This window comes from Ligilactobacillus sp. LYQ135 (assembly GCF_053711055.1).
This window is the reverse complement of sequence record NZ_JBSJYT010000003.1, coordinates 105,947-132,088: the sequence shown is the minus strand read 5'-3', so window position 1 is coordinate 132,088 and position 26,142 is coordinate 105,947. Positions and strand designations below refer to the sequence as shown.

Annotated in this window: 23 protein-coding genes; all 23 read right to left on the bottom strand. The window is 33.9% G+C overall.

Annotated elements, in window-relative coordinates:
* Positions 1–9 precede the first annotated feature (9 nt).
* Positions 10–1,122, bottom strand: a complete 1,113-nt coding sequence (nusA, locus tag ACWCL1_RS04230; protein WP_454545670.1) for a transcription termination factor NusA — start codon at positions 1,120–1,122, stop codon at positions 10–12.
* Positions 1,123–1,158: 36 nt separating this feature from the next.
* Positions 1,159–1,632, bottom strand: coding sequence for a ribosome maturation factor RimP (gene rimP, locus ACWCL1_RS04225; RefSeq protein WP_454545669.1), 474 nt, complete (start codon positions 1,630–1,632; stop codon positions 1,159–1,161).
* A 117-nt stretch (positions 1,633–1,749) separates the two neighbouring features.
* A complete protein-coding gene (locus ACWCL1_RS04220) occupies positions 1,750–3,414 on the bottom strand; it encodes a hypothetical protein (RefSeq protein ID WP_454545668.1) in 1,665 nt (554 codons plus the stop codon).
* Positions 3,415–3,749: 335 nt separating this feature from the next.
* Complete coding sequence (locus ACWCL1_RS04215) at positions 3,750–8,102, bottom strand: PolC-type DNA polymerase III (protein WP_454545667.1); 4,353 nt, start codon at positions 8,100–8,102, stop codon at positions 3,750–3,752.
* A gap of 68 nt (positions 8,103–8,170) precedes the next feature.
* Positions 8,171–9,880: a proline--tRNA ligase gene (locus tag ACWCL1_RS04210; RefSeq protein ID WP_454545666.1), complete on the bottom strand. Its 1,710-nt coding sequence runs from the start codon at positions 9,878–9,880 to the stop codon at positions 8,171–8,173.
* 57 nt (positions 9,881–9,937) lie between these two features.
* A complete protein-coding gene (rseP, locus tag ACWCL1_RS04205; protein WP_454545665.1) occupies positions 9,938–11,218 on the bottom strand; it encodes an RIP metalloprotease RseP in 1,281 nt (426 codons plus the stop codon).
* 26 nt (positions 11,219–11,244) lie between these two features.
* Complete coding sequence (locus ACWCL1_RS04200) at positions 11,245–12,036, bottom strand: phosphatidate cytidylyltransferase (protein WP_454545664.1); 792 nt, start codon at positions 12,034–12,036, stop codon at positions 11,245–11,247.
* A gap of 3 nt (positions 12,037–12,039) precedes the next feature.
* Positions 12,040–12,822, bottom strand: coding sequence for an isoprenyl transferase (locus ACWCL1_RS04195; protein ID WP_454545663.1), 783 nt, complete (start codon positions 12,820–12,822; stop codon positions 12,040–12,042).
* Between the two features lie 126 nt (positions 12,823–12,948).
* Positions 12,949–13,512, bottom strand: coding sequence for a ribosome recycling factor (gene frr / locus ACWCL1_RS04190; protein WP_454545662.1), 564 nt, complete (start codon positions 13,510–13,512; stop codon positions 12,949–12,951).
* A 2-nt stretch (positions 13,513–13,514) separates the two neighbouring features.
* Positions 13,515–14,234 (bottom strand): UMP kinase, encoded by a 720-nt coding sequence (gene pyrH, locus ACWCL1_RS04185; protein ID WP_454545661.1) that lies wholly within the window; start codon positions 14,232–14,234, stop codon positions 13,515–13,517.
* Between the two features lie 206 nt (positions 14,235–14,440).
* On the bottom strand, positions 14,441–15,460 hold the full coding sequence (locus tag ACWCL1_RS04180; RefSeq protein WP_454545660.1) for a lipoate--protein ligase: 1,020 nt from the start codon (positions 15,458–15,460) through the stop codon (positions 14,441–14,443).
* Positions 15,461–15,515: 55 nt separating this feature from the next.
* Positions 15,516–16,919, bottom strand: a complete 1,404-nt coding sequence (gene lpdA, locus ACWCL1_RS04175) for a dihydrolipoyl dehydrogenase (protein ID WP_454545659.1) — start codon at positions 16,917–16,919, stop codon at positions 15,516–15,518.
* 3 nt (positions 16,920–16,922) lie between these two features.
* On the bottom strand, positions 16,923–18,263 hold the full coding sequence (locus ACWCL1_RS04170) for a dihydrolipoamide acetyltransferase family protein (RefSeq protein ID WP_454545658.1): 1,341 nt from the start codon (positions 18,261–18,263) through the stop codon (positions 16,923–16,925).
* Between the two features lie 12 nt (positions 18,264–18,275).
* The gene (locus tag ACWCL1_RS04165) at positions 18,276–19,253 is read right to left on the bottom strand and encodes an alpha-ketoacid dehydrogenase subunit beta (protein WP_454545657.1); all 978 of its coding nucleotides are present in this window, start codon (positions 19,251–19,253) and stop codon (positions 18,276–18,278) included.
* Between the two features lie 2 nt (positions 19,254–19,255).
* Positions 19,256–20,344, bottom strand: a complete 1,089-nt coding sequence (gene pdhA, locus ACWCL1_RS04160) for a pyruvate dehydrogenase (acetyl-transferring) E1 component subunit alpha (RefSeq protein WP_454545656.1) — start codon at positions 20,342–20,344, stop codon at positions 19,256–19,258.
* Positions 20,345–20,694: 350 nt separating this feature from the next.
* A complete protein-coding gene (rplS, locus tag ACWCL1_RS04155) occupies positions 20,695–21,051 on the bottom strand; it encodes a 50S ribosomal protein L19 (protein WP_454545655.1) in 357 nt (118 codons plus the stop codon).
* A gap of 105 nt (positions 21,052–21,156) precedes the next feature.
* On the bottom strand, positions 21,157–21,882 hold the full coding sequence (gene trmD / locus ACWCL1_RS04150) for a tRNA (guanosine(37)-N1)-methyltransferase TrmD (protein ID WP_454545654.1): 726 nt from the start codon (positions 21,880–21,882) through the stop codon (positions 21,157–21,159).
* A complete protein-coding gene (gene rimM / locus ACWCL1_RS04145) occupies positions 21,882–22,394 on the bottom strand; it encodes a ribosome maturation factor RimM (RefSeq protein WP_454545653.1) in 513 nt (170 codons plus the stop codon). The genes trmD and rimM overlap by 1 nt, the downstream gene beginning before the upstream one ends.
* A 78-nt stretch (positions 22,395–22,472) precedes the next feature.
* Positions 22,473–22,718, bottom strand: coding sequence for a KH domain-containing protein (locus tag ACWCL1_RS04140; protein ID WP_454545652.1), 246 nt, complete (start codon positions 22,716–22,718; stop codon positions 22,473–22,475).
* A gap of 9 nt (positions 22,719–22,727) precedes the next feature.
* Positions 22,728–23,003: a 30S ribosomal protein S16 gene (gene rpsP / locus ACWCL1_RS04135; protein WP_454545651.1), complete on the bottom strand. Its 276-nt coding sequence runs from the start codon at positions 23,001–23,003 to the stop codon at positions 22,728–22,730.
* Between the two features lie 91 nt (positions 23,004–23,094).
* The gene (ffh, locus tag ACWCL1_RS04130; RefSeq protein WP_454545650.1) at positions 23,095–24,534 is read right to left on the bottom strand and encodes a signal recognition particle protein; all 1,440 of its coding nucleotides are present in this window, start codon (positions 24,532–24,534) and stop codon (positions 23,095–23,097) included.
* A 14-nt stretch (positions 24,535–24,548) separates the two neighbouring features.
* Positions 24,549–24,887, bottom strand: coding sequence for a putative DNA-binding protein (locus tag ACWCL1_RS04125; RefSeq protein ID WP_454545741.1), 339 nt, complete (start codon positions 24,885–24,887; stop codon positions 24,549–24,551).
* Positions 24,888–24,896: 9 nt separating this feature from the next.
* Positions 24,897–26,142 (bottom strand): signal recognition particle-docking protein FtsY (gene ftsY / locus ACWCL1_RS04120; RefSeq protein WP_454545649.1); only part of this gene is annotated, 1,246 nt, incomplete at its 5' end.

The window sequence follows — 26,142 nt, the reverse complement described above, 5'->3', positions numbered from 1 at the left end:
TACTACCTCTTATTCTTCTGTACTGTTATCATTTTCAATTGAAACATCTTCAATCGTTTCAACTGATTGGACATCCTTTTCTTCATTTGCAACATCTGATTCTGACTTAATGTCAATCTTATAGCCTGTTAAACGAGCGGCTAACCGTACATTTTGTCCCCGTTTACCAATTGCTAATGACAATTGACTATCAGGAACTACGACTGTGCAGTCATGATCATTTTCTTCGTCAAAGTGAACATCTAATACTTCAGCTGGATTTAATGCATTTGAGATAAATGTTGCTGGATCTTCATCCCATTTTACAATATCCATATTTTCGCCTTTTAATTCATTGACGATATGTTGTACTCGTTCTCCACGAGGACCTACACATGTTCCTACTGGATCTAAGTTTTCAATTGTTGAACGCACTGCAACTTTAGCACGATCGCCAGCTTCACGTGCAATTGAAACAATTTCAACTTCACCGTTATAGATTTCAGGAACTTCTTGTTCAAACAAGCGCCGTAATAAATCTGGATGAGAACGGCTTACATAAACTTGAGGTCCTTTTGATGTATTTTCAACCTTATAAATATAAACTTTAATCTTATCGTGTGACTTGTATTCCTCGCCTGCAATTTGATCTTTACGTGAAAGGACTGCTTCAACTTTACCTAAGTTAACGTAAATATAACGACTATCACGCCGTTCAACTTCACCGGTAACAATTTCATTTTCATACTTAATGTATTCATTGTAAATTACATTGTGTTCTTCTTCACGTACCCGTTGCATAATTACTTGTTTAGCAGTTTGAGCTGCAATTCTTCCAAAATCTTTTGGCGTAACTTCAAACCGAATTTGATCACCAATTTCATAAGCTTTGTTTAATTGTAAAGCATCGCTTAAGCTAACTTCTAAACGTGAATCAAATACTTCACGAACTACATCTTTAACTGCAAATACATGTATATCGCCTTTTTTGTCATCAAATTCGACTTCCACATTTTGTGCTTGACCGTAGTTACGTTTGTATGCTGAAACTAAAGCATTTTCAAGTGCTTCAACCACAATATCACGCTTTACGCCTTTTTCTTTTTCTAAAACATCCAATGCAGTTAGTAATTCCTTACTCATCAGAAAAAAATCTCCTTATTAGTAGTATTTATTATTTTAAAATTTAATCGCTAAACGAGCCTTAGCAATTTTATTCCGAGGAATCGTAATTGTTTTGGTTCTTGTCTTAACTTGGTATTCTATTGTTAATTGTTCTTTATCAAAAGATACTAATGTACCTTCATAAATTTTGCTACCTTCAATCGGTTGATATAAAGAAACATGAATATATTTTCCAATTGCACGTTCATAGTCTTTTTCCTTTTTTAATGGACGTTCTGCCCCAGGTGAAGAAACTTCCAAGTAATATGCTTGTGGAATTGGATCTGGATCACAATTATCAAGTTTTTCACTTAATTGATCACTTACTAAAGCACATTCATCAATTGTAATTCCTTCTGGCTTATCTATGAACACGCGCAAATACCAACTTTTACCTTCTTTAACAAATTCAACATCTACTAATTCAAAATTGTAGCTGTCTAAAATTGGAGTAACTAAATCAGTTACTGTTTCAACTACACTGCTCACTAAATGCCCTCCTCGTTAAATAAATAACTCATTTCATCAAAAAGAGTGAGCATTGCTGCTCACTCTCACCGAGTTATTAAAATACAAAAATTATTATAACAATTCTTCAATTAATTTTCAAGCCTTGTTATTTTTTCTTTTTTTGATAAGAATCATTGCATTAAAAATAACACATGCAATTAATGAAATCGTCCATGCAATTCTTGCTAATGGTGTATATTTATATGAAATTTCAAACTGATTTTCACCTTGTTTTAAATTAACAAGAGTTGCACCATCTGCGGCTTGCTGTGCTTTAACCACTTTTCCATTTTGTTTTACTTGTTCTCCTGGATAATAATACACTGGTAAAAATGCAGTGGTTTCATTAGGAGAATTATATTTATAAGTGATTGTATTTGCTGTTACTTTCCGTTCTAAATTATGCCACTGTGCGTTAGCACAAATCATTTGATTATTAATTTGATCTCCATCTGCATCTGCTTTTTTAGGAGCATAATCATCTCGTCCATTAAATGATGCATTTTCTTTAATCGCCTTCATGTAAAAATTATTGTTATTGCCAACATTAACCTCATTTATATTACTAATACTATCAAGCGTTCCAAAATGAAGGAAAACAATTCCACCAACTAAAAGTAATGTAATTTTTACTGCTTGCTTTAAGGAATGTTTAGCTAAGTAATTCGTCATCACTTGTCCAAAAGCAACCGCATAAAGTAATGTTGCCAGTCCAATTAATCTTCCTGGAAATTGGATAATTGCCAAAATTTTTTGAAAAAAATCCCATGGAAATATTTGAGTTGCCATAACTGTAAAGATAATTCCCATAATTAAAGCGTCTTTAAAAAAGCCTTTAATTCGTTTCCAATTTACAACTAAAACAATAATTACAATTATAAAAGCAATATTAAAAGTTCCACCTGCATCAACTGTATTAGAAATCGACTTCATCAAAAAATCTTCCGGTTTATATGCCATCTTAAATAGACTATACATAACTGGTTTATTAAGATCAACACTAAATAACATCTGAAGCATTGGAATAAAGAAACCTAAACTAAGAATTAAGGTCATCCCGGTTGCTTTCAATAATGCAATAATACGCTTTTGGTCAACTTTTTTGCGAATTAAATTAATTATAAAAAATACTCCTACCAGTAGGATCGCCAAAACAACTGAAATAATATGACTATACACAAGTAATGTCATTCCCGTAACTAATGTGTACCACTTTGGTTTATCCTCATAGAAAATTTGATATATTCCTAGTAGTACTAATGGGAAAAATGTCATTCCAATTGCTTCACCTACAGCTATTCGATAATAAATATCACTTGTTCGGCAAACCGAAAATGCATATAAAACAGCCGAAATGATTGCTGCCATTTGTGACACTTTCATTTTTTTCATACACCAATAAGTTAACTCTAAACATATAAAAGTCATTATTAAGAAATATATGTAATAACCTAATACTATATTTCCCGTAAGTTTAACTAGTAGATACATTGGGTATAAAATTACCCATGGATACATCAGGTTAACGATTTGACCGGTATGATTAAAATACTCAAAATTCACTGGTGAATTCCAAATATTTTCTAAGCTCATCATTCGTGAAAAATGAAATTGACCATCTATATCTGCTTTAATAATTGTCTGTCCCTTTCCATTCGCAAATATAAATAAATAACAAAAACTTAAAATCACAAAAAATGCAATCCGAATTAACTGATTTCGTCTTTGTTCTTTTTGTTGCTTAACGGCAACTTCAGTCATTTACTACTCCCTCCTCATTAAACTCATCAATGCTTTTATTATAAATAAAAATACTTGTTAAATTCAAAATTTCTTAGCATATACTTTAAACTTTATATTTTTTTAATTAAACATCTGTTTTTTACTTCACGATTCACCTTCTAATGAAATTCATTAAATTTAAATTCTAAAAACACCCTAAATTTATTAAAAGCTTTAATAATCACTTTTAATCTAACTACTTATCCAAGTTTCTGACAAAATGTGAGTAATTAGTTGGGTAATAATCAAGTTAGTTATGATTTAAAATATAAAAAAATAGCTTATAACGTTGATGTTATAAGCTATTAGCCCATTTAAAACATATCTTCAAACAAACTAAGTTGATTTTCATCAGGAAGGTCATCCAAAACATGATGTTCTGTCATAAATTCAATTAGTGATTGGGAAACCTTTCCTCTTTTAGCCAAATCTTCTTTAGATAAGAATGTTTTTTCTTCACGTGCAGCAATAATTTGTTTAGCAACGTTTAATCCTAATCCTGGAATTGCAGAAAATGGTGCAAGTAAAGTTTTTCCATCATCCATAATTAGCCAATTAGAAGCATCTGATTTATTAATATCAACCATCTTAAAATTAAATCCACGTTCAAGCATTTCATTGGCAATTTCTAAAACCGTCAATAAATTTTTTTCCTTTGTTGATGCTTCCATTCCCTTATCATTAATTTCCTTCATTACAGCTTTAACTGATTCTTTTCCATGAGCCATTGCAACTAAATCAAAGTCATCTGCACGAACTGAAAAATATGCTGCATAATAAATTATTGGAAAATATACCTTAAAGTAAGCAATTCGCAAAGCCATTAAAACGTATGCAGCTGCGTGAGCTTTCGGGAACATATACTTGATCTTCAAACATGACCAAATATACCAATCAGGAACATCGGCTTCCTTCATTTCCTTTTGCCAATCATCTGGGATTCCACGACCCTTACGCACATGTTCCATAATTTGGAAAGAAGTTTCAGAATCAACACCAAAGTGAATTAAGTCCATCATAATATCATCACGACATCCAATAATTTCACTCATTTTAGCTGTTCCATTTTCAATTAATTCTTCTGCATTTCCAAGCCAAACATCAGTCCCATGAGAAAGACCTGAAATTTTTAGCAATTCTGCAAATGTTGATGGATGAGTTTTTTCCAACATTCCCCGTACAAAACGGGTTCCAAATTCAGGAATTCCTAAAGTCCCTGTTTTAGATTGAATTTGTTCAGGAGTAACCCCTAAAATTTCAGTTCCTGAGAATAATGCCATTACCCCAGGATCATCAGTTGGAATTGACTGGGGATCAATTCCTGATAAATCTTGAAGCATTCGAATCATAGTAGGATCATCATGCCCTAAAATATCAAGTTTCAAAATATTATCATGAATCGAGTGGAAATCAAAGTGGGTTGTACGCCATGGTGCACTCAAATCATCAGCTGGATATTGAATTGGAGAAAAATCGTAAATTTCCATATCATCAGGAACAACCAAAATTCCTGCAGGGTGTTGTCCAGTAGTTCTTTTAACTCCAGTTGCTCCTTTAGCAAGGCGATCGACTTCTGCTCCACGGAAATTTTGTTCAGTATCACGCTCATATGCTTTAACATATCCGTATGCCGTTTTATCCGCAACTGTACCAATTGTACCCGCTCTAAACACGTTGTTTTCGCCAAACAATACTTTAGTATAGTTATGTCCAATTGGTTGATAGTCACCAGAGAAGTTTAAATCAATATCTGGAACTTTATTACCTTTAAATCCCAAAAAGGTTTCAAATGGAATTTCTTGGCCATCTTTAATTAACTCGGTTCCACATTCCGGACAATTCTTATCTGGCAAATCATATCCTGAACCATATTCACCATTAGTAAAAAATTTAGAATACTTACATTTCGGACAACGATAATGCGGTGGCAATGGATTAACTTCGGTGATCCCAGTCATTGTAGCTACGAAACTAGATCCAACTGATCCCCGTGAACCTACTAAGTATCCATCTTTATTGGATTTAAATACTAGTTTTTGAGCAATTAAGTAAATAACCGCAAACCCATTCCCAATAATTGATTTCAATTCTTTATCTAATCTAGCCTGAACTAATTCAGGCAATGGATCACCATACCAGTCATGCGCTTTGTTCATTGCTAATTCACGAATTTGGTCATTTGCTCCTGGCATATTAGGTGTATACAATTTATCCTTAACTGGAGAAATATCGTCACATTCCTCTGCAATTTTATTCGGATTATCAACGACAATTTCTTTGGCTTTATCCTCACCTAAAAACGCAAAAGACTCAAGCATTTCATCAGTAGTTCTGAAATGCAAATCAGGCAACTTACGTAATCGATTTAATTGGTTTGCCCCACCTTGAGAATGAATCAAAATCTTACGGTAAATTGCATCTTCCTTGTTCATAAAATGCACATCTCCAGTTGCAACTACCGGAATTTCTAATTCATGTGCTAAATCAACCATATCAGAAATGATTTCTTCTAAATTATGTTGATCTTTCACTAATTCTTGTTCAATTAGAGGTTCATAAACTGCTTTTGGTTGAACTTCTAAGTAATCATAATATTGTGCCTTTTGTTTGGCTACTCCATATCCTTTTTGCATCATTGCAGTGAAAACTTCGCCATTTGAACAAGCCGAGCCTACAATTAATCCTTCGCGATACTTATCAAGAACTGAACGAGGAATTCTTGCAACCCTATAGAAATATTTTGTCATTCCATCAGACATTAACTTAAACAGATTTTTTAAGCCTGCTTGAGTTTTCGCTAAAATCGTTACATGAAATGGGTGTTCATGTTTGTAAGCATCATTTTGTCCCATATAATCATTAAATTGATCATGATACTTAATACCATAATTTTCTTCTGCATCTTTAAGCATTGCATAGTAAATATATCCAGTTGCTTCCGCATCATAAATTGCCCGGTGATGATGCTCTAAAGTAACGTCTAACTTTTTAGCAAGTGTATTTAACCGAAAGCCTTTCATTTCTGGATATAAAAAACGTGCAAGTGGCAAAGTGTCAATCCATGGTTCTTGAATTGTTGGTAAATGGTGTCGTTCATATCCTGTATTCATAAAATCAACATCAAAAGTTGCATTATGTCCGACAATAACACAATCTTTACAGAAGTCTTGGAACATCTTAAAAACTTCTTCTTCAGACTTAGAACCACGTACCATATCATCAGTAATGCTTGTTAAGTTGATCGTTGTTTGTGACAATGGATGTCCAGGATCAATAAATTGCTCAAAGCGATCAATTACCGTTCCATTTTTCATTTTTACCGCCGCAAGTTCAATTACTTTATCATACCGTGCTGATAAACCAGTTGTTTCCGTATCAAAAATTACGTATGTGGCATCTTTTAAATTAACATGCTGATCATTATAAGCAATTGGCGTACCATCATTTACAACGTCCGCTTCCACCCCATATAAAATTTTTACGTTATTCTTTTTACCAGCAGTATGTGCTTCAGGGAAGGCTTGTAGCACACCATGATCTGTAACAGCAATCGCTTTTTGCCCCCATTTAGCCGCTTGAGCAACATAATCTGAAATACTGTTAATTCCATCCATTTGACTCATATTTGTATGCAAATGTAATTCAACCCTTTTTTCGTCTTCAGGAGCTGTATCTTGCCGTCCTTCATGCTGAATTTCTGCAATATCATATGCATTAATTACTAAGTCACGCATAAAGCTATCTTCTTGAACACTTCCACGTACTTTAATCCATTTCCCCTTTTTCAATGATTCAAAGATCGCTTCATCTTCTTCATCACGTGAAAACTTTTTAATCACAAAAGAAGAACTATAGTCAGTTACTTTTAAAATTAATAATTTTCTTTCAGAACGTAAACTCCGAATTTCACTATCAAAAATATATCCTTGAACAACTACTGAGCGTTCTTCTTCTGTAATATCACTCATTTGACGAACCGGAATATCATCGGCAATTTTTTTACCAAGTTGAATTGGACCATCCACTGATGGTGTTTCTTTTTGCTTCACTTTTTTACGAATTTCTTGCTTTTGAATGGCCTCCATTGCTTTTTGAGTCAACTCAGCATCATTTTTGGCCTTACGTTCCTTAAATTCATTAATTTTTGCTTGTGACTTAGAATCATCAATAATGGTTGTAAAATTCATTTTAGGAAAACCAACGTTATGGTATCCTTCTTCAATTGGACTTAAAGCTTGATTTACCAAAAAGTTTTTTATAATTTCATTTTCTGCCACAATCATTGGCCGATTATGATCCAAATAAGGAACTTGTCCTCTAAAGGCTTCATTAATCATTGGAGATTGGATTTTACTATGTGCAATTATCCATTCCCAGTATTCTGCCAAGTTTTCATCAGTAACTTGTGGATTATTGGTTTCAATAAATAGTTGCGTGGCTGCAATTTCTTTAAAAGCAGCTGCAATATGATTAGCTAAATTCGAATAAACATTAAATGGTAGAATATCATTTACTTTTAAATGAAAATCCCACTGTTGCGACTTTGTATGCACTTGAACTTGTTCGATTTCAGCTTCTTTAAACAAATTTTGGGTACTGTCATCAGACTGCCAATTAATTTGTTCAAGTAATTTTTCAAAAAGTTCCTGCTTATTTAGAGCCACCATTTTCCCTCCTTACTTTATTATGAATAGTAAAGAAGGCTGGACTTGCGTCGCAACCTCCTTAATACTTATTAATCAATGTTTTTCAAAAGAATTTTCAATGAGTTAACTAATTCATCAACTTTAACTTCTAAAGTTTCACCCGTTTTACGTAACTTAATTTCAACAATTCCTTCGTCAGCTTTTTTACCAACTGTGATTCGCACTGGTAATCCAATTAAATCAGAATCAGCAAACTTAACACCTGCACGTTCTTTACGATCATCTAATAATACTTGATATCCAGCATCTTGCAATGTTTTTTCAACTGCATTTGCTAAATCACGTTGAGTTTCATTTTTCACATTCACAGGAACAACGTGAATATCAAATGGAGCAATATTACGTGGCCAAATCATTCCATTTTCATCATGATTTTGTTCAACAATTGCTGAAAGTAACCGTGATACTCCGATTCCATAAGAACCCATAATCATTGGAATTGAACGTCCATTACTGTCAAGAACAGTTGCGCCTAATTTTTCTGAATAGCGAGTTCCTAACTTGAAAATATGTCCAATTTCAATTCCATGAGTAAATTGCAATTTGCCTTCACCATCTGGAGAAATATCGCCTTCTTGAACTGTCCGTAAATCAACAAATTGATCAACATTAAAGTCCCGATCAATGTTGGCATTAATATAATGATAACCCTCTTCATTTGCACCAACATTAGCATTAACCATGGCTTCAACATCTAAGTCTGCATAAATTTTGATTTCCTTATCAACATTAACTGGACCTAAAGAACCAAAACCTGCACCTAAATATTTCTTCGCTTCATCTTCAGTAGCTGCACGTAATTGATCAGCACCTAAGAAACTCTTTAATTTAGTTTCATTTAACTCATCGTTACCACGCATTAAAATCAAAACAGGTTCTTCATCTGCAATAAATAATAATGTTTTAATTTGATCTTCTGGTTGCGCATTTAAAAATTCAGCAACTTCGTCAATTGTTTTAATATTTGGTGTTGCCACTTTTTTTAAGTCCTTTAATGACTCATGTGACTTTTTAACTGTCCGTAAATTCTTTGCTTTTTCGATATTAGCAGCATAATCACTTTCATCAGAATACACCACAATATCTTCACCAATTGGAGCAATGGCCATAAATTCATGTGAATCTTTACCGCCCATTGTACCTGAATCAGCAATAATTTCTCTGAACGTTAAACCAACTCGTTCAAAAATTTTCCGATATGCTTTTCCCATATCATTGAAAACTTCATCTAAGCTTTCTTTATCGGCATGGAATGAATAAGCATCCTTCATAATAAACTCACGTCCACGTAATAATCCAAAACGAGGCCGATTTTCATCTCGATACTTAGCTTGAATTTGATATAAAACAATTGGAAGTTTTTTATATGATTTAATTGAATCTCTTACAATAGAAGTAAAAGTTTCTTCATGAGTTGGACCTAAAATGAAGTCACGTTCATGCCGGTCTTGTAATCTAAATAAAGTTTGACCATAAGTATCATATCGTCCAGATTCTTGCCATAATTCTGCCGGAATTACAGCTGGAACTAACATTTCAACTGCATCAATCTTATCCATTTCTTCACGAATAATCGTTTCAATCTTTTGTAAAACACGATCAGCAAGCGGCAAATATGTGTACATCCCCGCAGTTATCTGCTTAATATATCCACCTCTTAGCATTAACTGATGACTAACTGCTTCAGCATCGCTAGGAACTTCTTTTAATGTTGGAATCAACATTCTTGATTGTTTCATAACAATCTTCCTTTCCATTTCCTCTTTAAAATTCTTTTTCTAGTTTATCACATTTCTTTAAAAGAAGTAACGTCGAATATCATTCCATGTAACTAATACCATTAAAATTAATAGGAATGCAAATCCAATCATCGTAAAGATTACTTCTTTATTTGGATCAATTGGTTTTTTCCGAATTCCTTCAATTAAGTTCAGTAAAATTTTACCACCGTCTAATGCTGGAATTGGAAGTAAATTCATAATCCCTAAGTTAACTGATAGAAAGGCCATCAAATTAATTACACTAATTACTCCATAATGAGCTGCTTGAGAAGTCATTGAATACATCGCAACTGGCCCACCAAAGTCATTTAAGCTAAATCCGTGAGTAAACATGCTAGCTAAAGCACTGAAAATCATCACAATAATTTGCCATGTTTTTACAAATCCATATGACAAAATTGCTCCAATTGAATGATCAACCTTGACTTTTTCTGTAATTCCAATTTGACCAACTTTTTCGCCATTTTGTTTAACAACTTTAGGAGTAATTTCTACATTTTTTACTTGATTACCTCGTTTTATGGTCAACTGTGTTTTCTTCCCAGGACGTGCATTTAAACTTGCAGATAACTCACTCCAATTATCAGTCTTTTTGCCTTCAACTTTAATAATTTTATCGTTACTTTTTAAGTCCGCCTTTGCAGCTGGAGATTGCGTTTGAACAGTTCCAATTTGGTTAGAGTTAGTTGGCATTTGAACGCCACCTTGAACCATTGCAATCATGCTAAATGCAATAATTGCTAAGATAAAATTATTCATTGGACCTGCAAAATTTGTCATCAAGCGCTTCGGCACTGAAACACTTTGATATTGAACATCTAAAGGTGCAATTTGAATTTCAGTTCCATCATTTTCAATAATCATTGCATCATGATCTACATTAAAACGTTTTAACTGATCTTCATCACCATTTTCATATCCTTCAATCCATAATCCCTTTTGCAAATCCCAATCAGTAACAATTAAAGGCAAACCGCCTTTAAGCATTTTCTTTTTACTAGTATTGATTCGAGTAACAATATTATCTTGATTTAAAAGTAGTGTTACTGGAGAGCCTTTTTGAAGAGTATCTTCATCATCTTCTAGCCCTGCCATTCGTACATATCCACCTAATGGCAATAAGCGCCAAGTATAAGTTGTTCCATTTTTATGATATGCAAACAATTTTGGGCCCATTCCAATTGAAAATTCACGAACTAATATTCCTGATTTTTTAGCGAAATAGAAGTGTCCAAATTCATGTACAAAAACTAGAATCCCAAACACAATTACAAATGCAATAATCGTTATCACCATTCGTTTGGCTCTCTCCTTTCACCTTTTTAAATTAAACCTGTAAAGTGCATTAATGGTAATACAAATAACAATGAGTCAAACCGATCTAAAATTCCCCCATGTCCTGGTAAGATTTTACCAGAATCTTTAACCCCATAATGACGTTTAAATGCTGATTCAATTAAATCGCCAAATTGTCCTCCAATTGAGAAGATTAAGGTCAAAATCAACATTAATCCAAAATTATACTTAAAGTGTGATTGTAAGAAAAAGACATATACACCCACAATTATTAATGCAGATACTGTCCCTCCAATTGAACCTTCCCATGTTTTATTTGGACTAATTTGTGGAGCAAGTTTATTTTTACCAATTTTTCTTCCAATTAAATATGCTCCACTATCTGTAGTCCAAACAATTAACAATGCATATAAAAGCATCCAAAGGCTTTCTGCACGTGCTTGAATCATAAAATGAAAACCAAAACCAGCATAAACAGCACCTAAAATCAATGCACCTGCATCATCAAATGAAAACATATTTTTTGAAATTACAGTAAATGCTAGTAAGCAAAGTAAAAACATAAAGAATAAATCAATATAGTTAGTTCCTTTAGGCAAAAAGTTAAGCCAGCTACGTGGCACTAACAAGCTTGCAATTGCAAAATAGCTAATAAAGGCTGCTGGTGACACGACAAATAATTTTTTCATTGATACAAATTCAGTCATTGCCACAATCCCCATTGCTACAACTAAAACATTAAATGGAGTATTTCCAATAATTAAAAGCGGAATAAACACTGCTAATGCAACTACCGCTGTGATTACACGTTGTCTCATATACTACTTTCCTTCCTTTACTCCACCAAATCGGCGATCACGATGTTGGTACTCATAAATATTTTCAATTAAATCACTTGGCTGATATTCAGGCCAAAGTTTATCAGTGAAAACTAATTCACTATATGCTAATTGCCAAAGCAAAAAGTTCGAAATGCGTTCCTCACCACTTGTTCGAATTAATAAATCAGGATCATTGTATGGAGCTACACTTTGAGTCATTAAAGATTTTGAAATAAGTTCTTCATCAATTTCATCAATTGTAAGAGTTTGATTTTGAATTTGTGTTGCAATCTCTTTAACAGCAGTGGTAATTTCTGCACGACTTCCATAGTTTAGTGCAAAATTTAAAATCATCCCGGTATTTTCTTTAGTTTGTTCAATGGCATTATTAACTGCTGTTTGAGTTTTTTCAGGTAAATACTGAGTATACCCCATTACATTAACTTTAACGTTATTTTCAATTAACTCTGGAACAAACGTATCAAAAAACTTTACTGGCAAGTCCATTAAAAAGCTAACTTCATTTTCTGGACGTTTCCAATTTTCAGTTGAAAAAGCATATAAAGTTAACACTTTCACACCTAAATCACTGGCTGCTTTAGTAATATCTTTAACAACTTCCATCCCACGCTTATGTCCGGCAATTCGTGGCAAAGTTCTTTTTTGTGCCCATCGTCCATTTCCATCCATAATAATGGCAATATGATTAGGCATTTTTGCTGGATCCAAATTGATTTCTTCAAATTGTCCATTTGATGAATTTTTGAATAAATTTTTAAACATGACTTCCTCCTATTGGATCGCATTGAGGTTAATTTTAAATTTAATTTGACTCATTTACAGTTTCAAATTCAAAACAACACAAAAGACTGTGAGTCATCGTCACAGTCCTTTGCAGATTTCATTACATTAACCTTCAAGAATTTCTTGTTCTTTTTCAGCAACAATTTCTTCGACTTTTTTCACTGCTTCATCAGTTACTTTTTGTGCTTGATCTTCTAAATCATGAAGTTCATCTTCTGACATTTCGCCATTCTTTTCAGCTTTTTTCAAAGCTTCGCGAATATCCCGACGAGCATGCCGCACTGATCCTTTAGCCTTTTCGCCAATTGCTTTAACTTCTTTGGCTAATTCTTTACGTCTTTCTTCTGTTAATTGTGGAATTACAAGTCGAATAACAGTACCATCATTAACTGGATTTAATCCTAAATCTGAAGCTAAAATAGCATGTTCAATGTCATCTAAAGATGATTTATCATATGGAGTAATTAAAAGTACTCGCGCTTCTGGAATTGAAATTTGAGCAATTTGGTTTAATGGAGTTGGAGCACCATAATATTCCACCATTACTCGATTTAAAATACTAGCATTAGCTCGACCTGCACGAATACCACCTAATTCATGTTGTAAAGCATCTTGTGCTTTAACCATTTTATCTTGGCCATCTTTAATAATTGGATTTGTAACTTTCATGTTTATTTTCCTTCCACTGTTGTTCCGATGTTTTCACCTTCAACAACTTTCTTAATGTTTCCATGTTGATTCATATTGAAAACAACTAATGAAATGTCATTATCCATTGATAATGTTGAAGCTGTTGAATCCATTACATGTAAACCTTTGTTGATAATGTCTAAATGAGTTAATGTTTCAAATTTTACAGCAGTTGCATCTTTGCGTGGATCAGCTGAGTAAATCCCATCAACCCCATTTTTAGCCATTAAAATTACATCTGCATTGATTTCTGATGCACGTAAAGCAGCAGTTGTATCCGTTGAGAAGTATGGTGAACCAGTTCCTGCTGCAAAAATTACAATCCGTCCTTTTTCTAAATGACGAACTGCCTTGCGCCGAATATATGGTTCAGCCACTTGTCGCATTTCAATTGCTGTTTGTACTCGAGTTGGAACGTCTAATGATTCTAATGTATCTTGTAATGCTAATGCATTCATTACAGTTCCAAGCATTCCGATGTAATCAGCTTGTGCACGTTCAATTCCTAATTGTGCACCAGTTTCACCACGCCACATATTGCCACCACCAACGACAATTGCGATTTCTACACCTAAATCGTGAACCTCTTTGATTTCTTCGGCAACTTTTCTAATTTCAGGCGGATTGATACCTTTTCCCGCATCACCTGCCAAAGCTTCACCGCTTAATTTTAATACGACACGCTTATATTTAATTGCCATTTGGATCCTCCTACTTTTATGAAATAATATTCTGCTATGTAATTATCCCATTCATTCTACCATAAAACCGGAGTGCTGACAAAATAACTCTCATTAACAATTTGAAATCTTAAATTTTTCAAACTTGGATTGCCACTTAAAATTTAAGCTACATAACACAAAAATGAGATCCTGACTTTCAAACGTCATAGATCTCACTTTAAAATTTAATGTTGCATTGCAATTAAGTTTATAATTTCATCACTAGGAATTCCGTTGAAATATCGATTTAAATCAAATGACTCTAAAATCTTTTGAATTGTTTGTGCATTATATTCTTTTCCAATTAGTGCTTTTTCAATCTCTTCTACATTTTTAATTCCAAAGAAATCGCCATAAATTTTGAGATTTTTAATATGTCCATTTTCGACATTAAAACGAGCATCAATTGTTCCACCGGTAAAATGTTTTCTTTTTTTCACAGTAAATTGAGGAGATTCACCATAAACCCAGTCCCAATTATCATACCGTTCTTTTTCAATTTTTTGAATTTCCTTTTGATCCTCATTAGTAAGATGATACTCAAACTTTTCAGCAGCTTTAATTGAATCTACATGCCAAATTTTCTTAATAAGTTCATCCCGAAAACCAAATGTATCTAATTTTTGATACTCTGGTTTAAAATACTGCTTAATGTTAGTTACTCGACTTCGTACGGACTTAATTCCTTTTGATTCAATTTTATCTTTAGGAACCCGCAAAGCATGGGTAACTGCATCAGTATCTACATCAAACATTAATGTTCCATGACTAAACGTCTTATTTCCCCGTGTATACATTGCATTTCCAGAAAATTTTTTACCATCAACAACAATGTCATTTCTTCCAGTCACTTTCGCTTTTGTTACTCCCATTTCATGAAGTGCATCCACAACTGGTTTAACTAAAGTTTTAAAATCACCAAATTTTTGTTCATTAGCAGGAACAATAAAACTAAAGCAAAGATTACCTAAATCTTGATACATTGCTCCACCACCAGACAATCTTCGCGTAACTGTAATTCCATGTTTTTGACAATATTCTTCATTAATTTCTTCCATTGTATTTTGATTTCGTCCAACAATAATACATGGCTTTTCGATATAAAATAACATAAATGGAAGTTGCATTTTATTGGAATTCATTAAATATTGTTCTGTTGCTAAATTTGTCCGAATATCATTTGTCTTCATTGCGATATATTGCATTTAAATCAGTCCTTTGCAAAAAGACATGACATTAAAATTGCCATGCCTTTTGTTTTTATATATTTGTAGGGTAGCCAATTGCAATATCAGCAGCATCCCAAACAGCTTCTGATAATGTTGGATGTGGGTGAATTGTTAATGCTAAGTCATCCACATTATTACCAGATTCAATTGCAAGTGTTAACTCACTAATTAAATCAGAAGCATCTTCACCAACAATTTGAGCCCCAACTAAAATTCCTTCATCTTCTGTGTATACTAACCGAACAAATCCATCAACTGCATTCATTGAAATTGCGCGGCCGTTTGCGATAAATGGAAATTGAGCTTTTTTAACTTTTAATCCTTTTTGTTGAGCCTCTTCTACTGTCATTCCAGTTGTTGCTAGTGGAATATCAGTATAGCAAACCGCAGGCATTGCGTGATAGTCAACAGTCACATTTTCACCTGCAATTACTTCAGCCGCAACTTTCCCTTCATATTCGGCTTTATGCGCAAGCGCAAAACCAGAAACCACATCACCAATTGCAAAAATATTTGAAACAGTTGTTCTACCTTGATTATCAACTTTAATTAAGCCATGGTCGTCAACTTCAATTCCTGCATGTTCCAGTCCCATATTTTTAGTATTAGGTCTGCGGCCAACCGAAACAAGACAGTAATCTCCAATTAACTCTTTTTCTTCGCCATTAACTTCAAAAGTTACTTTTACTTGATCATCAGTTTGTTCTGCATTCTTCGCCATTGCATGAGTATAAATGTCCACACCTTGAGAACTAAAATGTTTTTGAATAATTCTAACCATATCAGCCTCATAGTTAGACAAAATTTGATCAGTACCTTCAAGAATTGAAACATGTGCTCCTAAATTAGCATAAGCAGAGGCTAATTCACATCCAATGTAACCTCCACCAACGACAATTAAATGCTTAGGAACTTTTTTAAGATCTAAAGCGCCAGTTGAGTCAATTACACGTCCTTCATATTTAAAATTAGGAATTTCCACTGGGTGACTGCCAGTTGCAATGATCAAATTTTTAAATGTATAAGTTTGAGCTTGATCATCTTTAATTACACGAATACTATGATCATTTCGTACATATGCAGTTCCCCAAATTACATCAATGTGATGTTTTTTAAATAAACTTGCAACTCCGCCAGTGAGTTTATTAACTACACTTTGTTTCCAAATTTGAGTTTGGTCAAAGTCTAATTTTGCAGCAGTTACTTGCAAGCCCATTTTTTGTGAATTCATTGCACTTTGATAGTGATGAGCAGCTTCAATTAATGCCTTGGAAGGAATGCATCCAATATTTAAACAAACCCCACCAATAAAGCGATTCTCAATGACGGTAACTTTTTGCCCCAATTCGGCTGCACGAATAGCTGCAACGTAACCACCAGGGCCACTTCCAATTACAACAGTATCTAAATCAATTGCAAAATCTCCAACTACCATAAACTATCCCTCCATCAACAATAATTCAGGATCAGCTAGTAATTCTTTTAGCCGGTTCAATACTTTTTGAGCAGTTGCCCCATCAATTACACGATGATCAATTGATAATGACAATTTCATTACTTTGCCAACAGTAACACTTTCAGCATCGTTTGCATCAACAACTGGTTGATTTTCAATGCGCCCAATTCCTAAAATTGCTACTTCTGGATAATTAATAATTGGAGTAAAGTATCCACCTCCAATTGATCCAATATTAGTAATTGCAATTGTGCCATTTTGAACTTTATTAGCACTTAAACTGCCTTCTTCAATTGCGTGCGTATTATCTTCAATTTGGCGAGCAATTTCAAACATACTCAATTGATCTGCATTTTTAATATTTGGCATAAACAATCCTCGATTGGTTTCTGTAGCAATTCCAACATTAATATCATCTTTATAGATAATTTCACGCTTATCCATATCAATTGATGAATTTAAAATTGGATATTCCTTTGCTACTACTGCCAATGCCTTAACAATATATGGCATAAATGTTAAGTGAATGTTTTGTTTAGCAGCCTTTCCTTTAAATTTATTTCGATGATCCCATAATTTGTCTACGATAACTTCATCAAACATCGTAACATGTGGGATTTCAGAAACAGAACGTGCAACTGACTTCGCTGTTGCTAATCGTATAGAATCCATTTTTTCATGATGTTCATGGACTCCATTATTCTCAACAACTGCTCTTTGAAATGCACTTTGAATTTCACTTTCACGCAAATCTTGAGTAGGAACAATTTTCTTTTCAGTTGAATTGCCTTGATTAAGGTAATTATTAACATCTGTTTTTAAAACTTGTCCATGATTACCTGTACCTTTGATCTTGGTAAGATCAACACCTTTTTCACGTGCATAGGCACGAACTGATGGCATTGCTAAAACTGGCAAACTATGATCTTGAGGTGTTAATTGGCGATTAATGACAGGTTTACTTTGAGTAACATCTTTAGATTTAGTTTGATTTGAATTTTGTGTTGTTTTCTCACTTGCAGCCACTTCTTTTGAAGACTGCTCTTCATTAGTTGCATGTTCTTCAGTTGAATCGTTTCCACCTTTAGTTTGAATTTCAACTAAAGTATCACCTACGTTAGCCGTATCACCTGCTGGAACAACAATTTTTTTAATAACTCCCCCTACAGGAGATGGAATTTCTTGAACTGATTTATCATTTTCAATTTGAACTAAATCAGCATCTTTTTTGATGGTATCGCCAACTTTAACATGCCATTTACCAACTGTTCCTTCAGCCATTCCTTCGCCAACATCAGGCAATTTAAATTTATAAATTCCCATTTGCTTCTCCTCCTAAAAATTTACAATTTCTTTTGCCTTTTGCACAATTTCATCTTTATTTGGTAACCATTCATCTTCAGCCGCACTAAATGCATAAACTGTATCTGGAGCACTAATGCGAGCAATTGGTGCATCTAAACTTAAAATGGCTTTTTCTGCAATTAATGATGAGACTTGACTGCCAACACCAGCCATATTTTGCGCTTCTTGTACAATAATAACTTTACCTGTTTTTTTGACACTATCTAAAATTGTTTTCTCATCAATTGGAGAAACAGTTCTCAAATCAACAACCTCTACACTAATTCCTTCTTGCTCAAGTTCTGAAGCTGCTTTCAAACAATCTTGAACCATATAACCATATGAAATTAAAGTAATATCAGTGCCTTCACGTTTAATTGCAGCTTTATCTAAAGGCAATGTATATTCTTGTTCAGGAACCTCTTCTTTAATTGATCGATATAATTTCATATGTTCCAAAAATACAACTGGGTCATTGCAGCGAATTGAAGAAATCAGTAATCCCTTTGCATCATATGGTGAACTTGGAATTACTACCCGTAATCCAGGAACTTGACCAACAATTCCTTCTAAGCTATCAGAGTGCATTTCAGGAGTATGCACGCCACCACCAAATGCGGAACGAATTGTAATTGGCATTTTTTTAGTTCCACCTGTACGATAGTGTTCACGTGCAACTTGACCAACAATTTCATCCATACATTCATATAAAAATCCAAAAAATTGAATTTCTGGAACTGGACGAAAACCTTCATATGCAAGGCCGGCTGCTAAACCAATAATGGCAGATTCCGCTAATGGAGTATCAAAAACTTGATCTTCCCCATTTTCTTTTTGTAATCCGTCAGTAGCACGAAAAACGCCACCGTTTTTACCAACATCTTCTCCAAAAACTAATATCTTCTTGTCACGCTTTAATTCTTGATCAAGCGCTTGGTTAATTGCTTTAATCATTGTTAATTTTGTCATAACTATTTCCCCTCCTTTTCGCATTCATCTATTTTATCTTGAATCGTATCAGGAGTTTCTGAATATGATAATTTATAAAAATCACTAATTTTTTGCTTAGGAGCTTTTTCGGCCTTATCAATGGCTTCATCAATATCTTTATTCACTTGTGCTTCCCAATCCTTTTCCATATCTTCATTCCACAATTTTTTATGATCAAGGTATGTTCTAAAACGAATTAGTGGATCTTTTTCATGCCAATACTTTTCCTCATCTGCAGTCCGATATCTCCGTGGATCATCGCCTGATAAAGTATGAGGACCATAGCGATAGGTAAGGGTTTCAATTACAACAGGCCCATTTCCTGCAGCTGCCCATTCACGCGCGGCCTTAGTCACTGCATAAACAGCTAATGCATCCATTCCATCTACTTGAATTCCTGGAATTCCTACTGCAACAGCTTTTTGCGCTAATGTTTTAGCTGCAGTTTGATGTTCTCGAGGTACAGAAATAGCGTATTGATTATTTTGAACAATAAAAAGTGCAGGAACCTTATATTCTCCAGCAAAATTAATTCCTTCGTAAAAATCGCCTTCAGAAGTACCTCCATCACCTGTGTATGTATATGCTACATTTGATGATCCCTTCTTTTTAAGTCCTAAACCAACACCTGCAGTTTGAACAGTTGCTGATGCAACAACAATTTGCGGTGTAGCAGATTGCATATCATCTTCAATTTGGCCACCCATATAATGACCAATTGACCATAAGAAAGCTTTATATAATGGCTGTCCATGTTGAATCCATTGAGGAATATCACGATATGCAGGTAATAAAAAGTCTTCTTTTTCCATTGCATACGTTGATCCCATTTGACTAGCTTCTTCCCCTGCAGTTGGAGCATAAAATCCTAATCGGCCTTGACGATTAAGCATCGTAGAACGTTCATCGAGAACCCTTTCCCAGACCATTTTTTTAAATAACTCAACTAACTGATCATCTGATAAATCTGGAAATAAGTCTTCATTTACGATATTTCCCTTAGAATCCATTATTTTAATTGGTTTCACATCAGGTTGGTTCATATAGTCATTTAAATCAAATTTAGACATACTAACCCCTCCTTAAATCATTTATGTCTTGATTTTAACTGAATTTTTTTTAAATGTTAATTAATATGGTAATAAAAATGAAGGGAAAACTTTATTGAGGTGATTAATTTTTGAAATGAGAATAAAAAAATAAGACTTTTCCCTAAGCCTTATCCCTAACGAAAATATAAATTGTTCACTTAGTCCTTTTCTCTCTAACACTTACAAGTACTACTATACATTATGGACTAAAAAACATCTCAAAATTTCCTGAATTATAAAAAAGAGTTCCTGGATTATAAAATAAGTCGTGCGCAATTTATATTGAGAATAAAAATAAAAGCCAAGCATTAGCCTGACTTCTATTTTTATTATTTACGACGACGTTCTGGAATACGTGCAGCCTTACCTTGACGATCACGTAAGTAGTATAACTTAGCACGACGTACACGACCAAGACGAACAACTTCGATCTTTTCAACGCGTGGTGTGTGTACAGGGAATGTCCGTTCAACACCTACACCATTACTGATTTTACGAACTGTGTAAGTTTCTGAAACACCTTCACCGCGGCGTTTAATAACTACACCTTCGAATACTTGGATACGTTCGCGCTTACCTTCAACGATACGAGCGTGAACACGTACTGTATCACCAGCACGGAATTCTGGAATATCATCACGTAATTGTGATTCAGTGATCTTTTTGATCAATGGATTTACTGACATTTTTTTCTTCCTTTCACCGATATTCATGTCCAGTTGCAGCGGAATACCGTTATTATGGCAATAGCCATTTATTACTTTATCATATAACCACTTTAAAAGTAAAGATTATTTTTTAAATTCAGATAACCATTTTTTATCTTGTTCTGTTAATGGATAGTTTTCAAGTAAATCTGGACGTCGCAAGTATGTTCGCCGGAGTGATTCTTTTCTTCGCCATTGTGCAATTTTTTGATGATTTCCACTGGTTAAAACTTCTGGAACTTTTAAACCGCGAAAGTCCGCTGGTCGAGTATATTGTGGATATTCTAATAAGCCAGTTGAAAATGAATCTCCTGCTGCAGATTCATTATTACCTAAAACATCAGGCAATAAACGAACAGTTGCATCAATAATAACCATTGTCGCCAATTCTCCACCCGTTAAAACATAATCTCCAAGCGAAATTTCATCAGTCACTCTTGTTCGAATCCGCTCATCATATCCTTCATAATGACCACAAATAAAAGTTAAATGTTGTTCAGTTGCTAATTCTTCAGCAACACTTTGATCAAATTTTCTTCCGGTTGGATCTAATAAAATTACTTTACCTGGAGTTGGATGTTTTTCTTGAATTGCATCTAGAGCATCAAAAATTGGTTGTGCTTGAAGTAACATTCCTGCACCTCCACCATAAGGCGTATCATCCACATGTCGTTGTTTATTCGTTGTGTAATCACGAAAATCTGTAATATTAATATTTACAATTCCTTTTTCACGTGCCTTTCCAATCATGGAGGTCGTTAAAGGTCCTTTGAACATTTCCGGAAATAAACTCAAAATATCAATTTGCATTAATCATCCAACCCATCTAACATTTCAATAGTGACTTTGCCTTGATCTACTTGAATATCTTTAATTACATCTGAAATTGCCGGAATCAATAAATCTTTTTGTCCAACTCTTTGAATAATCCATACATCATTTGCACCAGATTCCATGATTTCCTTAATTTCACCAAGATAATTATCATCTAAATCATATACTTTTAAACCAATGATTTCATGATAATAATATTCTCCTTCATTTAATGTTCCTTGTTGATCTTCAGCAATTTTTAATTCGGTTTGTTTTAAGTCTTCAACTAAATTAATATCTTGTAATCCTTCAAAACTTAGCAATTCAAAATTTTTATGCTTACGATGTGTTTTTACCGTTACTTCTTTAATTAATTGATCATTTTTAAAGACATACAAAGGTGCGCCTGGTGCAAATCTTTCTTGAGGAAAGTCTGTAATTGACTGAACTTTAACTTCACCTTTAATTCCATGGGTATTAACGATTTTCCCAACTTGATAGTAATTCATTTGCAATTCCTTTCTTAAATATATAAAAAACCTCTAAAAAAACAATTACGCTTGTTTCATTAGAGGTTAGTAATGTAATTAGTCAATAATGTTCAATTTAATTCTTAATGAATCATCAATTCGAATTCCATAAATTAATGAACGAATTGCTTGAACGACCGTTCCGTTTTTGCCAATTACTCGGCCAATATCATCAGAAGCCACTTTCAAATTGAAATTAATGAACTGATCATCTTCAATAATTTCAATTGAAACTTCATCAGGTTTAGTGACTAACGCTTGTACAATTGTCATTAACAACTGTTTAACCGTTTCTTTTGTCATCTAATTACCTTACTTCTTTGAGTACTTAGCTTCGTGGAACTTCTTCATTACACCTTGACGTGAAAGAATGTTACGCACTGTGTCTGATGGTTGTGCACCATTGTTTAACCACTTCATAACTTCTTCTTCCTTAAGTGTAACTGTTTCTGGATCTGTCAATGGGTTGTAAGTACCAACGTTTGCGATGAAACGACCATCACGTGGTGAGCGTGAATCTGCAACTACGATACGGTAAAATGGACGTTTTTTAGAACCCATACGTTTTAAACGAATTTTTACTGACATGTTTGCACCTCCTATTAATTTATCAACAATTAATAATATACCAAGTTTTTGATTAGCTGTAAAGGAAAAATTCTTGACAGCTTAAATTTTTTTATCGTTTACGCCGACGCCGTGCTTTTTGAAGTTTCCGTAACTTCTTTTGCTTATTTTTACGTGCCATTTTGCTCATTGACATTTTAGCTAACTTACCACTCATGCCATTTCCAAATAAGCCTTCCATGCCTGAGAAATCCCCATTTGAAACTTTTCCCATCATGTCACGCATTTGCTTAAATTGCTTGATCATTCGATTAACTTCTTGAATTGGCCGTCCAGAACCTGCCGCAATCCGCCGACGCCGACTTGGATTTAAAATATCAGGATCTTGTCGTTCTTGTGGCGTCATTGAATAGACAATCGCCTTTGTTCTTTCCAAATCTTTAGGATCAACATTGACATTTTTCAAAGCAGGATTATTTGCCATTCCTGGAATCATCTTTAATAAATCTTCCATTGGACCCATTTTTTGAACTTGTTCTAATTGTTCAATGAAATCGTTGAAATCAAAAGAATTTGCACGCATCTTATCGCGTAATTCAATGGCTTTTTGTTCATCATAGTCTTGTTGAGCCTTTTCAATTAAGGTGAGCATATCACCCATTCCTAAGATTCGTGAAGCCATTCGATCTGGATAAAAGACATCCAAGTCAGTTAATTTTTCACCTTGACCAATAAACTTAATTGGCTTGCCAGTGACTGCACGAATTGATAAAGCAGCACCACCACGAGTGTCACCATCTAACTTAGTCAATACTACACCGGTAACATCCAGTTGATCATTGAATCCTTTAGCAACTTCAACTGCATTTTGACCAGTCATAGCATCAACAGTTAAAAGAATTTCATCTGGGTGAGTTAATTCTTTGATTTTAGCTAACTCATCCATTAATTTTTCATCAATTTGTAAACGACCAGCCGTATCAATTAAAACGTAATCGTTCTTCTTTTCTTTTGCAACTTGCATCCCTTGACGCACAATTTCAACTGGATCAACGTCTGTTCCCATTTCAAAAACTGGAACATCAATTTGGTCACCTAAAATTTTCAATTGATCAACCGCAGCTGGACGATAAACGTCAGCAGCAATTAATAATGGACGTGCATTTTGTTCATTTTTTAATTTTAATGCCAATTTACCTGCAGTAGTTGTTTTACCTGCCCCTTGTAAACCGACCATCATAATAACAGTTGGGATTTTGTTTGATTTGTTTAAAGGAGCTGCCTTTTCTCCCATTACCTTTACTAACTCATCATTAACAATTTTAACGATTTGTTGTGCAGGGGTTAAACTTTCTAATACTGCAGATCCAACTGCTTGTTTTTTGACTGTCTTGATAAATTCCTTAACAACACCGTAGTTTACGTCAGCTTCTAATAATGCTAACCGAATCTCACGCATAGATTCATTAACATCATTTTCAGTAATTTTCCCTTTTCTTTGTAAACTATGAATTGCATTTTGAATTCGTTCTGTCAGTCCTTCAAAAGCCATTTAAATTCACCAACCTATTCTTCAATACTTTCTAATTTATGAGCTAACTCAATTAATTTTTGATCATTTGGATAATTTTCTTGGACATAATTTAAAAGAGCATCAATATTAGTTGCATTACGTTGAAAATTAGCATATAAATGCAATTTATCCTCATACTCTTCTAAAATTTTTTCTGTCCGTTTTATATTATCATAAACTGCTTGTCGTGACACATTATAATTTTCAGCAATTTCACCTAGTGAATAGTCATCACGGTAATATTGTGCTAAATATTCCATTTGCTTCTTAGTTAAAAGTGGTTCATAAAATTCAAACAATGAGTTAATTCGATTTGTTTTGGCAATTTCCATGAATTTCACCTAATCTTCCTTGCGTGGAATAATTAATCCTTTGAATAATCCATATGCAAAATCTTCTGTATCAAAATCACGTAAATCATCAACTTGCTCACCTAATCCAACAAATTTAACTGGAATATGCAATTCATTTCGAATTGCTAACACAATACCACCACGAGCAGTTCCATCTAATTTAGTTAAAACAATCCCTGAAACGTTTGTAACATCCTTAAATTGTTTAGCTTGTGTCAATGCATTTTGTCCAGTAGTTGCATCCAATGCTAATAAAACTTCATGCGGTGCATCTGGAATTTCACGTGTTATTACTCGTTGAATCTTTTCAAGCTCATTCATTAAGTTAACCTTATTTTGTAACCTTCCAGCTGTATCAACTAATAAAATGTCATAATCTTCTTTTTTAGCCTTTACAATAGCATCATATACCACTGATGCTGGATCACTTTTTTCAGGTTTCTTAATGATGGTTACTCCTACTCGTTGAGCCCATTCATTTAACTGTTCAATTGCCCCTGCACGGAAAGTATCTCCTGCTGCAACCATCACTTTTTTACCTTGTTCCTTATAACGATGTGCTAATTTACCAATTGTTGTAGTTTTACCAACACCATTAACCCCAACAAATAAGAAAACTGTGGGACCTTCTTTAGCAAAATGAAGATTTTCATCTTGATCTTTTCCTGCATCTTCATACAAATCAACTAATTTTTCAACAATAACTTCAGAAACATCTTCTTTACTTTTAGCGTTTTGAAATTTAACTTCATCACGAAGTTCATTGCTGATTTGCATTGCAGCTTCAAAGCCAACATCAGACTCAATCAACATTTCTTCCAAATCATCAAAGAAATCTTCATCAACATGCCGGAAATTAGCTAATAAAGCATTAATTCTGCCCTTAAAACCAGTCCGTGTTTTTTTCAAACCATGTTCATAACGACTAACTTCAGATTCTTCGGTTGATTTTTCTTCAACTTCATTAGCTTCAGCTTGACGCTCTACAACAGCTTCGTTTGATTCTTGAATTTCCTGTCTGTTATCTTCTGCAACAGTTGCTTGCTGTTCATTTTCAGGAAGTTCTTCAGCTTCATTTTTAGTAGTAATTTTCCATTCGTCGTTTGCTGTTTCTGTTTCTGTTTCTGTTTCTGTTTCTGTTTCTGTTTCTGTTTCTGTTTCTGTTTCTGTTTCTGTTTCTGTTTCTGTTTCTGTTTCTGTTTCTGTTTCTGTTTCTGTTTCTGTTTCTGTTTCT

Bases quoted from the DNA above. Each gene is read 5' to 3' on its own strand.
- nusA (WP_454545670.1), bottom strand. From the start codon at position 1,122: ATGAGTAAGGAATTACTAACTGCATTGGATGTTTTAGAAAAAGAAAAA.
- ACWCL1_RS04220 (WP_454545668.1), bottom strand. From the start codon at position 3,414: ATGACTGAAGTTGCCGTTAAGCAACAAAAAGAACAAAGACGAAATCAG.
- ACWCL1_RS04215 (WP_454545667.1), bottom strand. From the start codon at position 8,102: ATGGTGGCTCTAAATAAGCAGGAACTTTTTGAAAAATTACTTGAACAA.
- ACWCL1_RS04210 (WP_454545666.1), bottom strand. From the start codon at position 9,880: ATGAAACAATCAAGAATGTTGATTCCAACATTAAAAGAAGTTCCTAGC.
- rseP (WP_454545665.1), bottom strand. From the start codon at position 11,218: ATGGTGATAACGATTATTGCATTTGTAATTGTGTTTGGGATTCTAGTT.
- ACWCL1_RS04200 (WP_454545664.1), bottom strand. From the start codon at position 12,036: ATGAGACAACGTGTAATCACAGCGGTAGTTGCATTAGCAGTGTTTATT.
- ACWCL1_RS04195 (WP_454545663.1), bottom strand. From the start codon at position 12,822: ATGTTTAAAAATTTATTCAAAAATTCATCAAATGGACAATTTGAAGAA.
- frr (WP_454545662.1), bottom strand. From the start codon at position 13,512: ATGAAAGTTACAAATCCAATTATTAAAGATGGCCAAGATAAAATGGTT.
- pyrH (WP_454545661.1), bottom strand. From the start codon at position 14,234: ATGGCAATTAAATATAAGCGTGTCGTATTAAAATTAAGCGGTGAAGCT.
- ACWCL1_RS04180 (WP_454545660.1), bottom strand. From the start codon at position 15,460: ATGCAATATATCGCAATGAAGACAAATGATATTCGGACAAATTTAGCA.
- lpdA (WP_454545659.1), bottom strand. From the start codon at position 16,919: ATGGTAGTTGGAGATTTTGCAATTGATTTAGATACTGTTGTAATTGGA.
- ACWCL1_RS04170 (WP_454545658.1), bottom strand. From the start codon at position 18,263: ATGGGAATTTATAAATTTAAATTGCCTGATGTTGGCGAAGGAATGGCT.
- ACWCL1_RS04165 (WP_454545657.1), bottom strand. From the start codon at position 19,253: ATGACAAAATTAACAATGATTAAAGCAATTAACCAAGCGCTTGATCAA.
- pdhA (WP_454545656.1), bottom strand. From the start codon at position 20,344: ATGTCTAAATTTGATTTAAATGACTATATGAACCAACCTGATGTGAAA.
- rplS (WP_454545655.1), bottom strand. From the start codon at position 21,051: ATGTCAGTAAATCCATTGATCAAAAAGATCACTGAATCACAATTACGT.
- trmD (WP_454545654.1), bottom strand. From the start codon at position 21,882: ATGCAAATTGATATTTTGAGTTTATTTCCGGAAATGTTCAAAGGACCT.
- rimM (WP_454545653.1), bottom strand. From the start codon at position 22,394: ATGAATTACTATCAAGTTGGGAAAATCGTTAATACCCATGGAATTAAA.
- ACWCL1_RS04140 (WP_454545652.1), bottom strand. From the start codon at position 22,718: ATGACAAAAGAAACGGTTAAACAGTTGTTAATGACAATTGTACAAGCG.
- rpsP (WP_454545651.1), bottom strand. From the start codon at position 23,003: ATGTCAGTAAAAATTCGTTTAAAACGTATGGGTTCTAAAAAACGTCCA.
- ffh (WP_454545650.1), bottom strand. From the start codon at position 24,534: ATGGCTTTTGAAGGACTGACAGAACGAATTCAAAATGCAATTCATAGT.
- ACWCL1_RS04125 (WP_454545741.1), bottom strand. From the start codon at position 24,887: ATGGAAATTGCCAAAACAAATCGAATTAACTCATTGTTTGAATTTTAT.